The sequence below is a fragment of the Mesorhizobium sp. M4B.F.Ca.ET.058.02.1.1 genome (assembly GCF_003952505.1).
Classification (GTDB): domain Bacteria; phylum Pseudomonadota; class Alphaproteobacteria; order Rhizobiales; family Rhizobiaceae; genus Mesorhizobium.
This window is the reverse complement of record NZ_CP034450.1, coordinates 5,387,174-5,402,500: the sequence shown is the minus strand read 5'-3', so window position 1 is coordinate 5,402,500 and position 15,327 is coordinate 5,387,174. Positions and strand designations below refer to the sequence as shown.

General features: G+C 65.2%; 12 protein-coding genes (1 of these 12 running past the window's edge). 3 read left to right on the top strand and 9 right to left on the bottom strand.

The window, feature by feature from the left end:
- Positions 1–495: the final stretch of a M23 family metallopeptidase gene (locus tag EJ073_RS26240; RefSeq protein WP_189347352.1), read on the top strand. Its footprint begins 1,467 nt before the window's first position; 495 of the gene's 1,962 nt are visible here — the last part of the coding sequence; its start codon lies off the left edge, out of view; it ends in the stop codon at positions 493–495.
- 34 nt (positions 496–529) lie between these two features.
- On the opposite strand, the gene EJ073_RS26235 is transcribed toward EJ073_RS26240, so the two are convergent.
- Positions 530–2,098, bottom strand: a complete 1,569-nt coding sequence (locus tag EJ073_RS26235) for an MFS transporter (protein ID WP_126058155.1) — start codon at positions 2,096–2,098, stop codon at positions 530–532.
- A 347-nt stretch (positions 2,099–2,445) separates the two neighbouring features.
- Here EJ073_RS26235 and EJ073_RS32590 point away from each other — a divergent pair, with 347 nt between their 5' ends.
- Positions 2,446–2,712, top strand: coding sequence for a TMEM175 family protein (locus tag EJ073_RS32590; RefSeq protein ID WP_245455374.1), 267 nt, complete (start codon positions 2,446–2,448; stop codon positions 2,710–2,712).
- A gap of 232 nt (positions 2,713–2,944) precedes the next feature.
- Here the strand turns inward: EJ073_RS32590 and EJ073_RS26225 are convergent, their stop codons facing one another.
- The 8 genes from EJ073_RS26225 to EJ073_RS26190 all read right to left on the bottom strand — a co-directional run bounded on the left by EJ073_RS26225 (position 2,945) and on the right by EJ073_RS26190 (position 14,794).
- A complete protein-coding gene (locus EJ073_RS26225; protein WP_126058154.1) occupies positions 2,945–4,432 on the bottom strand; it encodes a L,D-transpeptidase family protein in 1,488 nt (495 codons plus the stop codon).
- 133 nt (positions 4,433–4,565) lie between these two features.
- Positions 4,566–4,922 (bottom strand): MmcQ/YjbR family DNA-binding protein, encoded by a 357-nt coding sequence (locus EJ073_RS26220; protein ID WP_126058153.1) that lies wholly within the window; start codon positions 4,920–4,922, stop codon positions 4,566–4,568.
- 70 nt (positions 4,923–4,992) lie between these two features.
- Positions 4,993–7,599: an ATP-dependent chaperone ClpB gene (gene clpB, locus EJ073_RS26215; protein WP_126058152.1), complete on the bottom strand. Its 2,607-nt coding sequence runs from the start codon at positions 7,597–7,599 to the stop codon at positions 4,993–4,995.
- A 222-nt stretch (positions 7,600–7,821) separates the two neighbouring features.
- A complete protein-coding gene (locus tag EJ073_RS26210) occupies positions 7,822–8,769 on the bottom strand; it encodes a DUF4167 domain-containing protein (protein WP_245455372.1) in 948 nt (315 codons plus the stop codon).
- A gap of 329 nt (positions 8,770–9,098) precedes the next feature.
- On the bottom strand, positions 9,099–9,977 hold the full coding sequence (gene prmC, locus EJ073_RS26205; RefSeq protein WP_126058150.1) for a peptide chain release factor N(5)-glutamine methyltransferase: 879 nt from the start codon (positions 9,975–9,977) through the stop codon (positions 9,099–9,101).
- Positions 9,970–11,049 carry a peptide chain release factor 1 gene (gene prfA / locus EJ073_RS26200; protein ID WP_126058149.1) on the bottom strand — a complete coding sequence of 360 codons (1,080 nt, stop codon included), beginning with the start codon at positions 11,047–11,049 and terminating at the stop codon, positions 9,970–9,972. The genes prmC and prfA overlap by 8 nt, the downstream gene beginning before the upstream one ends.
- Before the next feature lie 139 nt (positions 11,050–11,188).
- Complete coding sequence (gene ptsP, locus EJ073_RS26195) at positions 11,189–13,459, bottom strand: phosphoenolpyruvate--protein phosphotransferase (RefSeq protein ID WP_126058148.1); 2,271 nt, start codon at positions 13,457–13,459, stop codon at positions 11,189–11,191.
- 81 nt (positions 13,460–13,540) lie between these two features.
- Positions 13,541–14,794, bottom strand: a complete 1,254-nt coding sequence (locus EJ073_RS26190) for an aspartate kinase (RefSeq protein ID WP_126058147.1) — start codon at positions 14,792–14,794, stop codon at positions 13,541–13,543.
- A gap of 220 nt (positions 14,795–15,014) precedes the next feature.
- Between EJ073_RS26190 and EJ073_RS26185 the strand changes: the two genes are divergently transcribed.
- Positions 15,015–15,311 carry a hypothetical protein gene (locus tag EJ073_RS26185; RefSeq protein WP_126058146.1) on the top strand — a complete coding sequence of 99 codons (297 nt, stop codon included), beginning with the start codon at positions 15,015–15,017 and terminating at the stop codon, positions 15,309–15,311.
- The last annotated feature ends 16 nt before the right edge of the window (positions 15,312–15,327 follow it).

Sequence of the window (15,327 nt, the reverse complement as noted above, 5' to 3'; positions counted from 1 at the left end):
GCGGGGAAATTCCGCTCCGGCTTCGGCGCGCGCCGGCATCCGATCCTCGGCTATGTCCGCATGCATACCGGCGTCGACTGGGCCGCCCCGATCGGCACGCCGATCATTGCCGCCGGCAACGGTGTCATCGAGAAGGCCGGCTGGGCCGGCGGGTACGGCAAGCAGATCATCATCCGCCACGCCAACGGCTACGAGACTTCCTACAATCACCAGACCGCTTTTGCCAGAGGCATCGAGCCGGGCGTTCACGTCCGCCAGGGCCAGGTCATCGGCTATCTTGGTCAGACCGGCCTCGCCACCGGCCCGCATCTGCACTATGAGCTGATCGTCAACGGCACCAAGGTCGACCCGATGCGCGTTCGCCTGCCGGTCGGCAAGGTGCTGAAAGGCGACGACCTGGTTGCCTTCAAGCGCGAGCGCGACCGCATCGACGACCTGCTCAAGCAGGAAGACAACAATTCGCTCAAGGTCGCCAGCGCCAAGGTCGAAGGATAGGTTCGCGAGCGAATCGCATATCGCCCGCGACGAATCAGTTTCGTGACGAATCAGCCGGTGATTCATCCGCGCTGCGCGGCCACGGCAGCGCCTGGCCGGAAACGGTCATCCAGGCGATGACGGCCGCAAGCAGGCAGAGCAGCGTGGTGACGGCGGCGACGGCCGCGAAAGCCACGTCGCTGGCGGCGAGCCGTGCTGCGTCGAGATCCGGCGCGAGCCCCGCTGGCGCCTGTTGTCCGAAACCTGGAATGCCGGGCGCGGCGCCGGTGCTCAGCCCGTAGACCCAGGCCGCCAGCGAGCCCATCGCCGCCACCGCGATCAGGCCGCCGATGCGCGAGACGGCATTGTTTATCCCCGAGGCGGCGCCGGTGTCCTTGTCCTCGACCGCCGTCATGACCGCGGTCGACAGCGGCGACACGACCAGCGCCATGCCGAGCCCCATCAGTGCCATCAGCGGAAACGTCCCGGTCCAGAAATTGTGGATGCCGGCATGGGTGAGCAGCGCGAGCCCGGCAAAGGCAAACGCGACGACCAGACTGCCGGCGGCGATCGGGAATCTCGGCCCGATCCGATCCGACCACTGGCCAACGGGTCCCGACAGCAGCGCGATCGATGCCGACAGTGGCAGGAAAATGAAGCCGACCTCGGCCGTGCTCAGCCCCCAGCGGGCAATCAGCAGCATCGGCAGATAGAACAGATTGGCCGACAGTGCGAAATAGAGGAAGAAGGTCGCAAGATTGGCTCCGGCGAACGCGCCGATCCCAAACAGCGACAGGTCGATCATCGGCTCGCGCTGTCGGCGCTCGAAGAAAACGAACACGACAAGCAGCGCCAGGCCGGCTGCGATGCTCGGCCCGGACATTTGTCCGCCGCCCTCGGCGCTCATCGAGGTCAGGCCATAGGCCAGCAATCCGAACGCCAGCGTGGCGAGTCCGGCGCCGCCGAGGTCGAGGCTGCGCTCTTCCGTCGGCTCATCGGCCGGCACCTTGGCCAGGAGAAGATAGATCGAGATGAGGCCCAGCGGCAGGTTGATGGCGAAGATCGCCCGCCAGATACCATTGCCGAAGGTGGACAGGACGAGGCCGCCCAGCACCGGACCGAGCGCGGTCGTCAGCGCCGAGGCCGCGGCCCAGATGCCGATCGCCCGGCCGCGCTCCTTCTTCGGATAGGCCTTGGCGATGATGGCGAGGCTGCCCGGCACCATGATGGCGGCGCCGACGCCCTGGATGGCGCGGAAGGCGACCAGCACGCCGGCATTGGGCGCCAGCGCGCAGGCCAGCGACGTGGCGATGAACAACGCAATACCGGTCACGAACGCGCGCCTGAGGCCGAACCGGTCGCCGGCAGCACCGCCCGCCAGGATCAGCGCCGATAGCGTCAGCGCATAGGCGTTGGAAATCCATTGCACCTCGGCCAGGCTGGCGCCGAGATTTTCCCGCAGCGCCGGCATCGCGATGGCCAGGACCGAGCCGTCGATGAAGCCGAGCGCGGATGCCAGGATCGCCGCGATCAGCACGTACCGGCGCCGCGTCCGCGGGCAGAACGTGCCGTTCGCGATCGAGCCGGTCGGGGAAATGGCGGCAGCTTCGCCTGGAGATTTCATGGAGCCTGCTTAGACCTCCTATGGCACCCGCAACAACCAGCCAGAAGCTTGCGGTTGTGAAACCAGATCGGCCTGGCCGCATGGCGGGCCACTCCGACCAATGCATGTCAGCCAAAACGTGCGCGGCCCTGGGAAGCGACATGCATGAAAACAAAGCCGCAAACCGCGTCGGCTGAATCCGTTTCAGCGCGACGCGCTTTAGGTGCAAACGGCTGACGCCGTGCTAGGTTTCACCAGCATCGAAACAGAGGGAGACGCATGAAGCGGCCACTCGAACCGTCGGCGGAGGCACGCGGGCGTGTCATCGGCAGTCTTCGCCATCGTGCTGACTCTGATCGTTCTCGAGAGTGCCGCCGCACGAAGCGGTCCATTCCGAGGGCGAGTTGCCGGCGGCGATCGCGGCGCTGGCGCCACGTTTCCTGACCTATGCGCTGAGCTTCCTGACGTTGACCATCTTCTGGTTCGCCCAGCAGGCGCAGCATAGGCTGATCGCCAAATCAGACCGGCGGCTCGCGACGTTGAACCTGTGCTTTCTCGCCTTCATCGCACTCTTGCCGTTCTCGACCGACCTTCTGGCCGACTTCCTCGAGTTCAGGATCGCGGTGATCGCCTAGGCTGAACCTTCTTATGCTCGGCGTCACGCTGCTCGCCAGCTGGTGGTACGCGGAAAAGAACGGCTTCATCGCCTAGGACGTCGACGCGGACACGACACGCACGGTCTACCTGCGAATCGTCAAGGCGCAGTTCCCGTGGGCGGTCGGCGCGGCGCTGTGCCTATTTAGCCCGTTGCTCAGCGTCGGCTTCATCCTGCTTGTGCAGCTGATCTATGCAGCCGCGCTCCGAGGCTCATTGCTGCGCAATGTCATCGGCTGAAGATCCGCCGACGAATTCCACGGTGACGCCGGGCGACACGATCTTGGCGAGCTCCCGCGCATCCCAGTTCGTCAGGCGCACGCAGCCATGGCTTTCGGTCTTGCCGATCTTGGAGGGATCGGGGGTGCCGTGGATGCCGTAGGTCGGCTTGTCCAGCGCAATCCACACCGAACCAACCGGGCCGTTCGGTCCCGGCGGGATGGTCAGGATCTTGTCGTTCTGGCCCTGCTTGAAATTGATGCTCGGGTTGTAGGTGTAGTTCGGATCGAGCGCGATACGCGACACGGTGTGGATGCCCGATGGCGACGGCGTGTCGGCCGAGCCGATGGTGGCCGGATAGGCGGCAACCAGCTTGCCGGCCGCGTCATAGGCGAAGACTTCCTTCTTGCCCTTGTCGGCGACGATGCGGGCAACCGGCGTCGATACCAGCCTGCCGAAATTGGCGACCTTGATGATCGTGCCGGGGCGGTTGAAATCGAGGCCCTGATTGATCGACTTCAGATAGTTCTCATCCATATGGAAACGCTCGGCCAGCGCTTCGGTGACGGAGGTGTAGCCCATGCGGTCGAGCTGGGCCTTCTGGCTGTAGTCTTCTGGGATCGACGCGACGTAGGGACCGGCCGCGTCCTCGGGCGTGATCGTGTAGGAGGCGAACGCATCGCCGCCCGACTGTGCCAGCGCCGACTGGATGCCGACGGCGTCGGTCGAGCGCAGATTGCTGCCCGTGATCTCGTTGTAGGCGGCCAGCGCCTTGTCGACATTGGAGCCGAATCGCCCGTCGATCACGCCCGGCGACGCGCCGGCGCGATCGAGCAGCACCTGCAGCGCCGCCACATCCTGGCGCGCGCCGAGCGACAGCGACGGGTCGACCGTGGCCTTGCCACCGGTGTCCGGCGGCAGGGAAGCCTGCGTATCCTGATCCGGCTGCGCGGGGTCGATCGACGCCTCGTTCAGCGGTTGGCGCTTGACGGTATTCGGCTTCGGCGCCTCCGGGTAGGTGGCGGTGTTGCCTTCATCGTCCGGCACCGGCGGAAAGGCATCCACGGAATTGTCGCCATAGGGATCGTATTCGTCGGCCGGCGGCGGAATCACCCTGCCTTCCTCGTCCAGCTGCCTGCGGCGGAAGCGGGCCATGTCTTCGGGATCGTCGAGATAGTAGCGGTCGTCATCCTCGACCGGCGCGCGGCCGAGCTCCTGCATCCGCAGCTGCCGGCGCAGCGCCCTGCGATCGAGCCTAGTGTTCGGCGGCTGGATAGCGATGACCTTGCCGGTATCGGCATCGACTATGACGCGGTTTCCCCTGGCGTCGTAATAGACGTCGATGTTGCCGTCCTGGGCGAGAAGGATGCCGCCGGGAGCGCGGGCCTCCCTTTCCGCGCCGTCGCCACTCGGCGCCGCGAACGCGCCGGAAGACACCAATCCGGCGACAACAGCCGAAAGGCAGACGATCGTGCGCAACATTGTGGCCAACTCTCCGGTCCGTAATTGCCGCCGCGCGGCATGTCCCTTTGTGGCGAGCCCTTCGCCAGCAAACCATTTACCGAGCTTAAGGTTCCAACATGAACCGGGCATGAAGATGGCGAACACCCGGCTGCTACAGGCCCAATTCCCTGCGTGTCTGTCTCGTCAGCTTGAGGACGACCAGGCGGTGGCTTTCGCCGAGATAGTCCTTCAGCGCCGCATCATCCATGCTCTGGCTTGTCTGGCGCTGGATCCATTTCATGCCGCGCGAGGCAAGATAGGGCGCGGGCCGGCAGCCTGGCTGCTCCTTCAGCACGTCATAGGCGATGTCGGAACATTTGAAGGTGACGAAGAGCTGTTTGCCCTCGTCCCAGCCGCCAATGGCAAACACCTTGCCACCGACCTTCCAGACATGGGCGCCGCCCCACTGGACGACATGCGTCGTCCGGGGCAGCGAGGCGCAGAAGCTGTTGTAGTCGTCGAGCGTCATGGGCGTCCGCGTCTCAAGAAAAAGCGGCGAAGCCCATTCAGGCTCCGCCGCTTTGGGTAGGCAAGGCGGTTCAGGCCGCCGCCTCGGTCGCCACGACCGTCGGCTTCGAGCGGAAGTTCAGCCGGTCGGAACCGGCGGTGACCTTGACAGTCGAGCCGTCGAGGATCTCGCCGAGCAGGATCTTCTCCGCCAGCGGATCCTGCAGCTCCTTCTGCATCACCCGCTTCAGCGGCCGCGCGCCATAGGCCGGGTCGTAGCCCTTGGCCGCCAGCCACTCGATCGCGTCGTGATCCAGCGATAGCGCGATCTTGCGGTCGGTGAGCAGGTTCTCCAGCCGCTTGAGTTGGATCTCGACGATGCGGTCCATATCCAGCCGGCGCAGCCGGTGGAACAGGATCACCTCGTCGACGCGGTTGAGGAACTCCGGCCGGAAGGAGGCCCTCACCACGCTCATCACCTCGTCTCGCACAGCATCGACATCCTGGTCCTCGCCGAGGTTGACCAGATATTCGGCGCCGAGATTGGAGGTCATGATGATCAGCGTGTTGCGGAAGTCGACTGTGCGGCCCTGGCCATCGGTCAGGCGGCCGTCGTCAAGCACCTGCAGGAGCACGTTGAACACGTCCGGATGCGCCTTCTCGATTTCATCGAACAGCACGACCTGATAGGGCCGCCGCCGCACCGCTTCGGTCAGCGCGCCACCCTCCTCATAGCCGACATAGCCGGGAGGCGCGCCGATCAGCCGGGCGACCGAATGCTTCTCCATGAACTCCGACATGTCGATGCGCACCAAAGCGTTTTCGTCGTCGAACAGGAAATTGGCCAGCGCCTTGGTGAGCTCGGTCTTGCCGACGCCGGTCGGGCCGAGGAACATGAACGAGCCTATCGGCCGGTTCGGATCCTGCAGTCCGGCGCGGGCGCGGCGCACCGCCTTGGAGACGGCCTGCACCGCCTCGCCCTGGCCGACGACCCGCTTGCCGATCTCGTCTTCCATGCGCAGCAGCTTCTCGCGCTCGCCTTCCAGCATCTTGTCGACCGGAATGCCGGTCCAGCGCGACACGATATGGGCGACGTGGTCGGGCGTGACCACCTCCTCGACCATGCCGGCCTTGCCGTCCTGCGCCTCGGCCTCCTTCAGCTTCTTCTCCAGCTCCGGGATCTTGCCATAGGCAAGCTCGCCGGCGCGCTGGAACTCGCCCTTGCGCTGGGCGATGGCCAGTTCGTTGCGCGCCTCGTCAAGCTGCTTCTTGAGGTCGGCGGCGAGCCCGAGCTTCTGCTTCTCGGCCTGCCATTTCGAGGTGAGCTCGGTGGACTCCTCCTCCAGCCCGGCAAGCTCCTTTTCCAGCCTGGCGAGCCGGTCCTTCGAGGCCTCGTCCTTCTCGACCTTGAGCGCCTCGCGCTCGATCTTGAGCTGCATGATGCGGCGGTCGACCTCGTCCAGCGCTTCCGGCTTCGAATCGACCTGCATCCTCAGCCGCGAGGCGGCCTCGTCGACAAGGTCGATCGCCTTGTCCGGCAGGAAGCGGTCGGCGATGTAGCGGTTGGAAAGCGTCGCCGCGGAGACCAGCGCCGAATCGGAGATGCGCACCTTATGATGCTGTTCGTACTTCTCCTTGAGGCCGCGCAGGATAGAGACGGTGTCCTCCACCGTCGGCTCGTTGACGAACACCGGCTGGAAGCGGCGGGCAAGCGCCGCGTCTTTCTCGACATGCTTGCGGTACTCGTCGAGCGTGGTCGCGCCGACGCAGTGCAGCTCGCCGCGCGCCAGCGCCGGCTTCAGAAGGTTGGACGCGTCCATGGCGCCGTCCGCCTTGCCGGCGCCGACCAGCGTGTGCATCTCGTCGATGAACAGGATGATGTTGCCGGCGGCGGCCGTCACCTCGTTGAGCACGGCTTTCAGCCGCTCCTCGAACTCGCCACGATATTTGGCGCCGGCGATCAGCGCACCCATGTCGAGCGCCATCAGCTGCTTGTCCTTCAGCGATTCCGGCACGTCGCCATTGACGATGCGCAGCGCCAGGCCCTCGGCGATCGCCGTCTTGCCGACGCCCGGCTCGCCGATCAGCACCGGGTTGTTCTTGGTGCGGCGCGACAGCACCTGGATGGTGCGGCGGATCTCGTCGTCGCGGCCGATGACCGGATCGAGCTTGCCGGCGCGCGCGTCGGCCGTGAGGTCGCGCGCGTATTTCTTCAACGCGTCATAGCCCTGCTCGGCGTTGGCCGAATCGGCGGTGCGACCCTTGCGGACATCATTGATGACCTGGTTCAGCGCCTGCGCGGTCACGCCGGCCTTGGAGAGGATGTCGGCGGTCTTGGCCGACTTCTCCATGGCCAGAGCCTGCAGCAGGCGTTCGACGGTGACGAAGCTGTCGCCGGCCTTCTTGGCCAGCTCCTCGGCGGTCGAGAACACCTTGGCCAAGGGCTGCGCCAGGTAGAGCTGGCCATTGCCGCCTTCCACTTTGGGCATGGCCTCGAGTGCGGCCTCGACGCCCAGCTTGATGTCGCGGACATTGCCGCCGGCGCGCTCGATCAGCGATGCGGCCAGGCCCTCGTCGTCATCGACGAGCACCTTCAGCATATGTTCGGGGGTGAATTGCTGGTGATTGCGCGAGAGTGCCATGGTCTGGGCGGACTGGATGAAGCCGCGCACGCGCTCGGAATATTTTTCAAGATTCATATCTGTCTCCTTCCATCACCGGCCCGCTTTGCGGCACCGGATCTGATTACGGTGACGGACCCGCCCATTCGAGCCGGATCCCTGTTCACGCGAGATATGGTGCGTAGCTCCCAGCCTCTCAAGACGCCTTGATATCGGTCAAAGGATAAAATTCCAGGCATGCGGAAACGAAAACGGCGGAGATTTCTCCCCGCCGTTGATGGACCTGAAGACAGGACTCGATCAGTTGTTGACGTCGGCAATGACCGGGTCGTTGGCCGCGCCTTCGGCCGGGGCCAGATTGTCTTCGGACGGCGCGGCACTGGCTTCGGCAGGCGCCGCGTTCACCCCTTCGGTGCCCGCATCGCCGCTGCCGGCTTCGGCCTGGCTATCCGTCTGGTCGGCATTGGCTTCGTCGGCATTGCCGCGCGAACGGCGTGGACGGCGCGGACGGCGCGAGCCGCCATTGTCGGCGGCCGCTTCGTTGCGCTCTGCCTGGGCCGCGAGGGCCGCCGGCGAAAAACTGTCGAACAGGGGCGCCTGCTCGGCCACGGTCGGCTCCGCCTGGGCGGCGGCTTCCGGCAGCGCCGGCGCCTCGTTGCGGCGGTTCTGGTCGAAGCGCTGGCCGCTATGCTCGCCGCGCTGGCCATAATCGCCGCGCTGGCCGTTCTGGCCGTAGCCGCCATTTTGGCGTCGGTCGCGGTGGCGCCCGCCATTGTCGCGGCCATGGCCATCGCGTTGGCCATTGTCGCGGCCGTTTCCATTGTCCTGATTGAAGGCCAGCTCGCCCTCGATCACCGGCTGCGGGCCGGCACCTTGGTTGGCGGCCGCGGCCGGAGCTTCGCCGGCATTGCTGTTGCCGACAGTGTCGAACTCGTCGCGATCCTCGTCCGCGTCGTCATCGAAATCGTCGCGATTCTGCTGGACGTTCTGGATCGGCATCTGCGCCTGCGCGGCGGCAATGATGCGATTGTAGTGTTCGGCGTGCTGAAGATAGTTTTCCGCCATCACCCGGTCGCCGGAGCTTTGCGCGTCACGGGCGAGTGCGGCGTATTTTTCGGCGATCTGCTGAGCCGATCCGCGGATCTTCACATCCGGGCCGTTGCTCTCGTAGTTGCGCGTCAGGGGATTGGGGCCCTTGCGGTTGTTGTTGTTGCCACCGCCGCCGCCATTGTTATTGCGACCGCGCATGCGCCTGTTCTGCTGTTGTGGCCTCATTCGACTCTCTTCAGTGTGAAATTTTTGAAAACTCTTCGCGAACGGAGGCGCTCATGCAGCCAGCCGTTTCGTTTCTTCACCGGCGTTCGCCCGCATCAATTGCGTTGGCGCCACGTGCCATCCTGTTCCGGTTACATCACTTGCCGGACGATTCCCGCACGAAGCATTGGCGTCGATCGCGCAAGAAGGCAGCTATTTCCAAGGAAAACCGAATCGCTAAGAGCACTGCCTGCTTCGTCTCATCCGGCTACTTTGACCCTAGCTGCATTCCCGGGCATTGCCAAGCCCTTTTTCGCACTGCATCAGGGCTTTGCGCGTTCGAACACCAGAGCCCTGTCGTTACCGCCGAGGTCGCGAAACTTATCGGCCAACCGATAGCCGGCTGCCGTGAAGATGTCCGCCACTTCGATTCGCTGCGTGTGGCCGATCTCGACCACGACCAAGCCTTCGGTTTCCAGAAAGCCCGCCGCCTCAGCGGCTATGATCCTGTAGGGGTCCAGACCGTCCGCGCCGCCGTCAAGCGCCAGATGCGGATCGAAACCGCGGACCTCGTCCTGCAGATTTCCTATGTCTTGCCGAGGTATATAGGGAGGGTTTGCGGCAATTACATGGTAGCTGCCGGAAACTTTTGCAAACCAGTTGGATTCAAGCGTTTCGAACCGGTCGGCGAGCCCCAGGTCACGGGCATTGCGCATGGCTGTGGCCAGCGCACCCGCGGCTATGTCGACACCGGTCGCGACAGCGCCGGGAACGGCGCTAAGCAGCGCCAGCGCGATGGCGCCACTACCGGTGCCGAGATCGAGGATACGGCATTCGCCTTGCCGCTCCGCCGTTGCCTTGGCGAAGGGCAGGATCGCCTCGACCAACGTCTCGGTGTCGGGGCGCGGCTCCAGCGTCTCCGGCGAGAGCCATAGCCTCAGTCCGTAGAACTCGCGAAACCCGAGGATTCGGTGCACCGGCTCGCCTGCGACGCGCCGTCGCAGGGCCGCATCGATGGCCACAATCGCCTCCGCCGGCACGGTTCGCGCCGGCTCGGCGATGGCCTGGGTGCGGGTCGTTCCGGAAAAATGCTCGACGAGCAGCCTGGCATCCAGCGTCGGATCGGCCACGCCGGCGGCGGCCAGACGTTGCCGCGCCTCCCGCAGCAGCGGCCCGAGCGTGCCGGGCAAAATGTCAGCCATCGAGGCCAATGTCGGCGAGCAGTTTCGACTGGTGGTCGGAGATCAGCGCGTCGACGACCTCGTCGAGCTCGCCCATCATCACCCGGTCGAGCTTGTAGAGAGTGAGGTTGATGCGGTGGTCGGTGAGGCGGCCTTGCGGGAAGTTGTAGGTGCGGATGCGCTCCGAGCGGTCGCCCGAGCCAACCTGCGACTTGCGCGATTCCGAGCGCTCCTCGTCCGCCCTGCTGCGTTCGAGGTCATAGAGCCGCGCCCGCAGGATCTGCATGGCGCGCGCCCGGTTCTGGTGCTGTGACTTTTCCGCCTGCACCACCATGATGCCGGTCGGCAAATGGGTGATGCGCACCGCCGAATCGGTGGTGTTGACGTGCTGGCCGCCGGAACCCGATGCGCGCATCGTGTCGATGCGGATGTCTTCGGCCCGGATCTCGATGTCGACCTCCTCCGCTTCCGGCAGCACGGCGACGGTCGCCGCCGAGGTGTGGATGCGCCCGCCAGCCTCGGTCGCCGGCACGCGCTGCACCCGGTGCACGCCGGACTCGAATTTCAGATGCGCGAACACGCCTTTGCCCGACACCGAGGCGATGATTTCCTTGTAGCCGCCGACCTCGCCGTCGCTTGCGGAGACCACTTCGAAGCGCCAGCCGCGCGAGGCGGCGTAGCGCTCATACATGCGAAACAGGTCGCCGGCGAACAACGCCGCCTCGTCGCCGCCGGTGCCGGCGCGGATTTCCAGAATGGCGTTCTTGTCGTCGGCGGCATCCTTGGGCAGGAGCAGGATCTGGATGTCTTTCCGCAACGTCTCGATGCGGTCCTCGACTTGCGGAAGGTCGGCCTCGGCGAGCGCCCGCATCTCGGCATCGGTGCCCTTGTCGGCGAGCATCGCCTCGAGGTCGGCCTGTTCCTGCTCGGCTGCGCGCAGCGCCCGGATCTTGGCTACCATCTCCTGGATGTCGGCGTATTCCGAGGCCATCCGGACATAGGCGTCCGCAGTCGGCCCGGCCGACATCTGCGCTTCGAGCATCTCGAAACGCTTCACGACTTGATCCATGCGGTCGCGCGGCAGGTTGATCATGGGCTTGGAACTTCGATCGAATTCACATCAGGGCGAGTCGAAAATGGCGAATTTGGAGAACCGGAGCGGAATGTACATTTAGGTACATGAGCACCGGAAGCGCAGAAAATCGACATTTGCAGACCGCCCTCACGTGAATCTAGAGCGGAATCGAGCGGTCGTCGGCAAAGGCTTGCAGCAGGGCGCGCATCGGCAGCCCCTGCGCCGGCGCCATCAGATTGTCGGCGAAGAAGGCTTGCAATTCGTCCAGCGGCAATTCGGTCAGCATCGCCTTGACCGGGCCGATCGAAGCCGGCGACATCGAGATCGAGCGATAGCCGAGGCCGATCAGCGCCATTGCGGATATGGGTTTTCCGGCCAGTTCGCCGCACAGCGTCACCGGCGTGTGGTTGCGCACGCCGGCGTCGGCGATCGTCTTCAGAACCCGCAGGAACGGCGCCGACAGCGTGTCGAAGCGGTCCGACAATTGCGTGTTGCCGCGATCGACCGCCATGACGAACTGGAACAGGTCGTTGGAGCCGACCGAGACGAAGTCCACCGCCTTCATCAGTTCGTCTAGCTGAAACAGCAGCGACGGCACTTCCAGCATGGCGCCGAGCTTCAAGCTGGTCGGCAGATGGTGTGCAAAGCGCGACAGGTGCCTGACCTCTCGGTCGATGATCTCGCGCGCCTGCGCGATCTCGCCGAGCTCCGTCACCATCGGCAGCATCAGCTTGAGCTCTCGGCCGCCGCAGGCCTTGAGCAAGGCACGGATCTGCGTCCTGAGCAGACCCGGGCGGTCGAGGGTGAGCCGGATCGCCCGCCAGCCGAGCGCCGGGTTCTCCTCCTGCAACGCCCCCTTGAAGTAAGGCAGCACCTTGTCGCCGCCGATGTCGATGGTGCGAAAGGTCACCGGCTTGCCGCGCGCGGCATCGAGCACGTCGCGATAGAGCCGCTCCTGCGCCTCGGCGCGCGGAAAGGTCGAGGCGACCATGAACTGCAGCTCGGTGCGGAACAAGCCGATTCCGGCCGCGCCCGACTCGGCAAGCTGCGGCAGGTCGACAGCAAGCCCGGCATTCATCAGCAGATCGACAGCAACACCGTCCTTGGTCACCGACGGCTTCTTGCGCAGCTCGCGATAGACCTCCTGCCGCCGCGCGCGGAAGCGCACCTTCTCGGCATAGGCGGCTTCGAGGTCGGGCTGCGGCCTGAGGTGGATCGTGCCCTCCTCGCCGTCGACGATGATGGCGTCGCCGTTTTCCGCCATGGAAACGGCGCCCTTCATCTGTCCGGCGACGGGAATGCCCATGGCTCGCGCCACGATGACGACGTGGCTGGTCGCGGCCCCGTCCTCCAGCACGACGCCGCGCAGCTTGTCCCTGGGGTAGTCGAGCAGTTCGGCCGCGCCCATCGAGCGGGCGACGAGGATGGCATCCTTCGGCAGCGACGCCGCGACATCCTCCGGCCCGCGCCCCATCAGTTGGCGCAGCAGGCGGTTGGCAAGGTCATCGAAATCACTCATCCGCTCGCGCAGATAGGGGTCGGTCATGTGCAGCATGCGGGCGCGCATGTCGCTCTGCACCTTCTCCACCGCCGCTTCCGCCGTCAGGCCGTTGCGGATCGCCTCCTCCAGCCGGCGCACCCAGCCGCTGTCGTTGGCGAACATGCGATAGGCTTCGAGCACCTCGCGGTGTTCGCCCTCGAAGGCGACCTCGCGGCGCTCCAGCATGTCATCGATGGAGAGCCTGAGCGAGCCGAGCGAGGTCTGCAGCCGGCGGACTTCCTCCTCGCTGTCCTCGTTGAACAAATTAGTGACGACGATGCGCGGTTCGTGCAGCACGACATGGCCGAGCCCGACGCCTTCGTTGAAGGAAAGGCCGGTGAAGCTGACGGGGCGGCGCAGGTCGAGCTCCAGGCCCGGGCGGGTCAGCCTGGCGAGATCGCCGGTGGCGATCATCTCGGCGATGACCATTGCCGTCGTTTCCAGAGCCTCGACTTCATCGTCGCGGTAGTGGCGCATGGTCTTGTTCTGCACCACGAGCACGCCAAGCGTCCGCCCTGCCCTGAGCACTGGCACGCCGAGGAAGGAGTTGTAGATCTCTTCGCCGGTCTCCGGCAGGTAGGCGAAGGCCGGATGCTCCTGCGCGTTGGAGAGGTTGAGCGGCCGTGCGCTGGCGGCGATGGTGCCGACGAGACCCTGGCCGAGCCGCAACTGCGCCAGGTGGACGGCGTTCGGATTGAGACCTTCGGTGGCGTAGAGCTCGAGAACCGAATCAGCGCGCAGCACATAGAGCGAGCACACCTCGGCGACCATGTTGGAGGCGATGTCGCGCACGATGCGGTCGAGCCGCTCCTGCGGCTCCAGCGGCTCCTGCATGAGCTCGCGGAGCCGCTTCAGCAGAACGCGCGGGCCACTGGCCGTATCACGCATCGCGGCTTCTTCTCCAATAGAGTCCTTGCCGGCGCAGTTTCCGCCGCGCCCGGCACTCACGCAACAACTGATTCAGTCTTGCTATTGCTTATCCAGACCGTAGACGGAATGCAAAGTGCGAACCGCCAATTCGGTATACGGACCGTCGATCAGTATCGAAATCTTGATCTCGGAAGTGGTGATGGCGCGGATATTGATCGCCTTGTCGGCCAGCGCCTTGAAGGCGGTGGCGGCGACACCCGCGTGGCTGCGCATGCCGATGCCGATGACCGACACCTTCGACATGCCGGCTTCCGACTGCACCACGTCATAGCCGACATCGGCTTTTAGACGCTCCAGCACCGCAAGCGCCTTGTCGACGTCGCCCGACGGCACCGTGAAGGTCATGTCGGTGAACTTGCCGTCCTCGGAGATGTTCTGGACGATCATGTCGACATTGATGTTGGCTTCGGCCAGCGGCCCGAAGATGCCGGCGGCAACGCCGGGGCGATCGCCGACGCGGCGCAGCGAAATCTGCGCCTCGTCCTTGGCGTAGGCAATTCCGGTGACGACCTGCTGTTCCACGATCTCTTCCTCGTCGCAAATAAGCGTTCCGGGCGGATTGAGCAAATCCCCCATTCCGGGCGCGTCGGGATCGTCGAAGGACGACCGCACGAAGGTACGCACCCTGTGCACCATGGCAAGCTCGACCGAGCGCACCTGCAGCACCTTGGCGCCGAGCGAGGCCATTTCGAGCATTTCCTCGAAGGAAATCTTGGCCAGCCGCCGCGCCTTCGGCTCGATGCGCGGATCGGTGGTGTAGACGCCGTCGACATCGGTGTAGATGTCGCAGCGGTCGGCCTTGACCGCCGCCGCGATGGCCACGGCACTCGTGTCGGAGCCGCCGCGGCCCAGCGTCGCGATGCGGTTGTCCGGCCCGATGCCCTGGAAGCCGGCGATGACGGCGACCTGGCCCTCGCCGAAGCGCTTGATCAGGAAGGCGCCGTCGATGTCGAGGATGCGCGCCGCGCCATGCGCGTTGTCGGTCTTGATCGGGATCTGCCAGCCCTGCCATGAGCGGGCGTGCACGCCCATGTTCTGCAGCGTGATCGCCAGCAGGCCGGCCGTGACCTGCTCGCCGGAGGCGACCACGGCGTCATATTCGCGCGCGTCGTGCATCGGCGAGGCCTCGCGCGTCCAGCCGACCAGTTCATTGGTCTTGCCGGCCATCGCCGAGACCACGACGGCGACCTCATGGCCGGCGTCGACCTCGCGTTTGACATGGCGCGCCACGTTGCGGATGCGGGCGATGTCGGCGACGGACGTTCCGCCGAATTTCATCACGATGCGCGCCATGGAAACGAAATGCCTTTGACTGGATGCTGGGCCGTGGAGCCGAAAAAACACGCCGGCCAAGGCCGGGTGCTGAATGCGCGGCCTCCTTAGCCAAATGATCAGGATTTCGCAAGCATGGCGCGCAACAACGATTCGCATTGAAAATATCGGGGTTGCTGACAGATTTGAGCACCAGGTCATGCGATAGATGAACCTGGAAGCCCGACAACGAGGAGGATAGATGGCCGAGACCCTGGAAATCGTCACCTTCCGGTTGAAGCCCGGAACCGAAGCGGGCTTTGTCGCCGGCAACGGCCTGCTCAGCGACTGGCTGACGCGGCAGCCCGGTTTCCTCAGCCGCTGCCTGGCCAGGCAGGACAACGGCGGCTGGGTCGATCTGGTGCGCTGGCAAAGCCGCGAGCAGGCGCTTGCCGCCGCCGGCCGGATCATGGCGGAGATCGGCGATTGCGACGCCATGCGTGCCATCGATCCCGCCAGCGTCGACATGAAGCACCTGGCGGTCGCGCTCGCCAGTTGACCCGCCGTCGCGCCTG

Bases quoted from the DNA above. Each gene is read 5' to 3' on its own strand.
- EJ073_RS26235 (WP_126058155.1), bottom strand. From the start codon at position 2,098: ATGAAATCTCCAGGCGAAGCTGCCGCCATTTCCCCGACCGGCTCGATC.
- EJ073_RS26225 (WP_126058154.1), bottom strand. From the start codon at position 4,432: ATGTTGCGCACGATCGTCTGCCTTTCGGCTGTTGTCGCCGGATTGGTG.
- EJ073_RS26220 (WP_126058153.1), bottom strand. From the start codon at position 4,922: ATGACGCTCGACGACTACAACAGCTTCTGCGCCTCGCTGCCCCGGACG.
- clpB (WP_126058152.1), bottom strand. From the start codon at position 7,599: ATGAATCTTGAAAAATATTCCGAGCGCGTGCGCGGCTTCATCCAGTCC.
- EJ073_RS26210 (WP_245455372.1), bottom strand. From the start codon at position 8,769: ATGCGCGGTCGCAATAACAATGGCGGCGGCGGTGGCAACAACAACAAC.
- prmC (WP_126058150.1), bottom strand. From the start codon at position 9,977: ATGGCTGACATTTTGCCCGGCACGCTCGGGCCGCTGCTGCGGGAGGCG.
- prfA (WP_126058149.1), bottom strand. From the start codon at position 11,049: ATGATCAACCTGCCGCGCGACCGCATGGATCAAGTCGTGAAGCGTTTC.
- ptsP (WP_126058148.1), bottom strand. From the start codon at position 13,459: ATGCGTGATACGGCCAGTGGCCCGCGCGTTCTGCTGAAGCGGCTCCGC.
- EJ073_RS26190 (WP_126058147.1), bottom strand. From the start codon at position 14,794: ATGGCGCGCATCGTGATGAAATTCGGCGGAACGTCCGTCGCCGACATC.
- EJ073_RS26185 (WP_126058146.1), top strand. From the start codon at position 15,015: ATGGCCGAGACCCTGGAAATCGTCACCTTCCGGTTGAAGCCCGGAACC.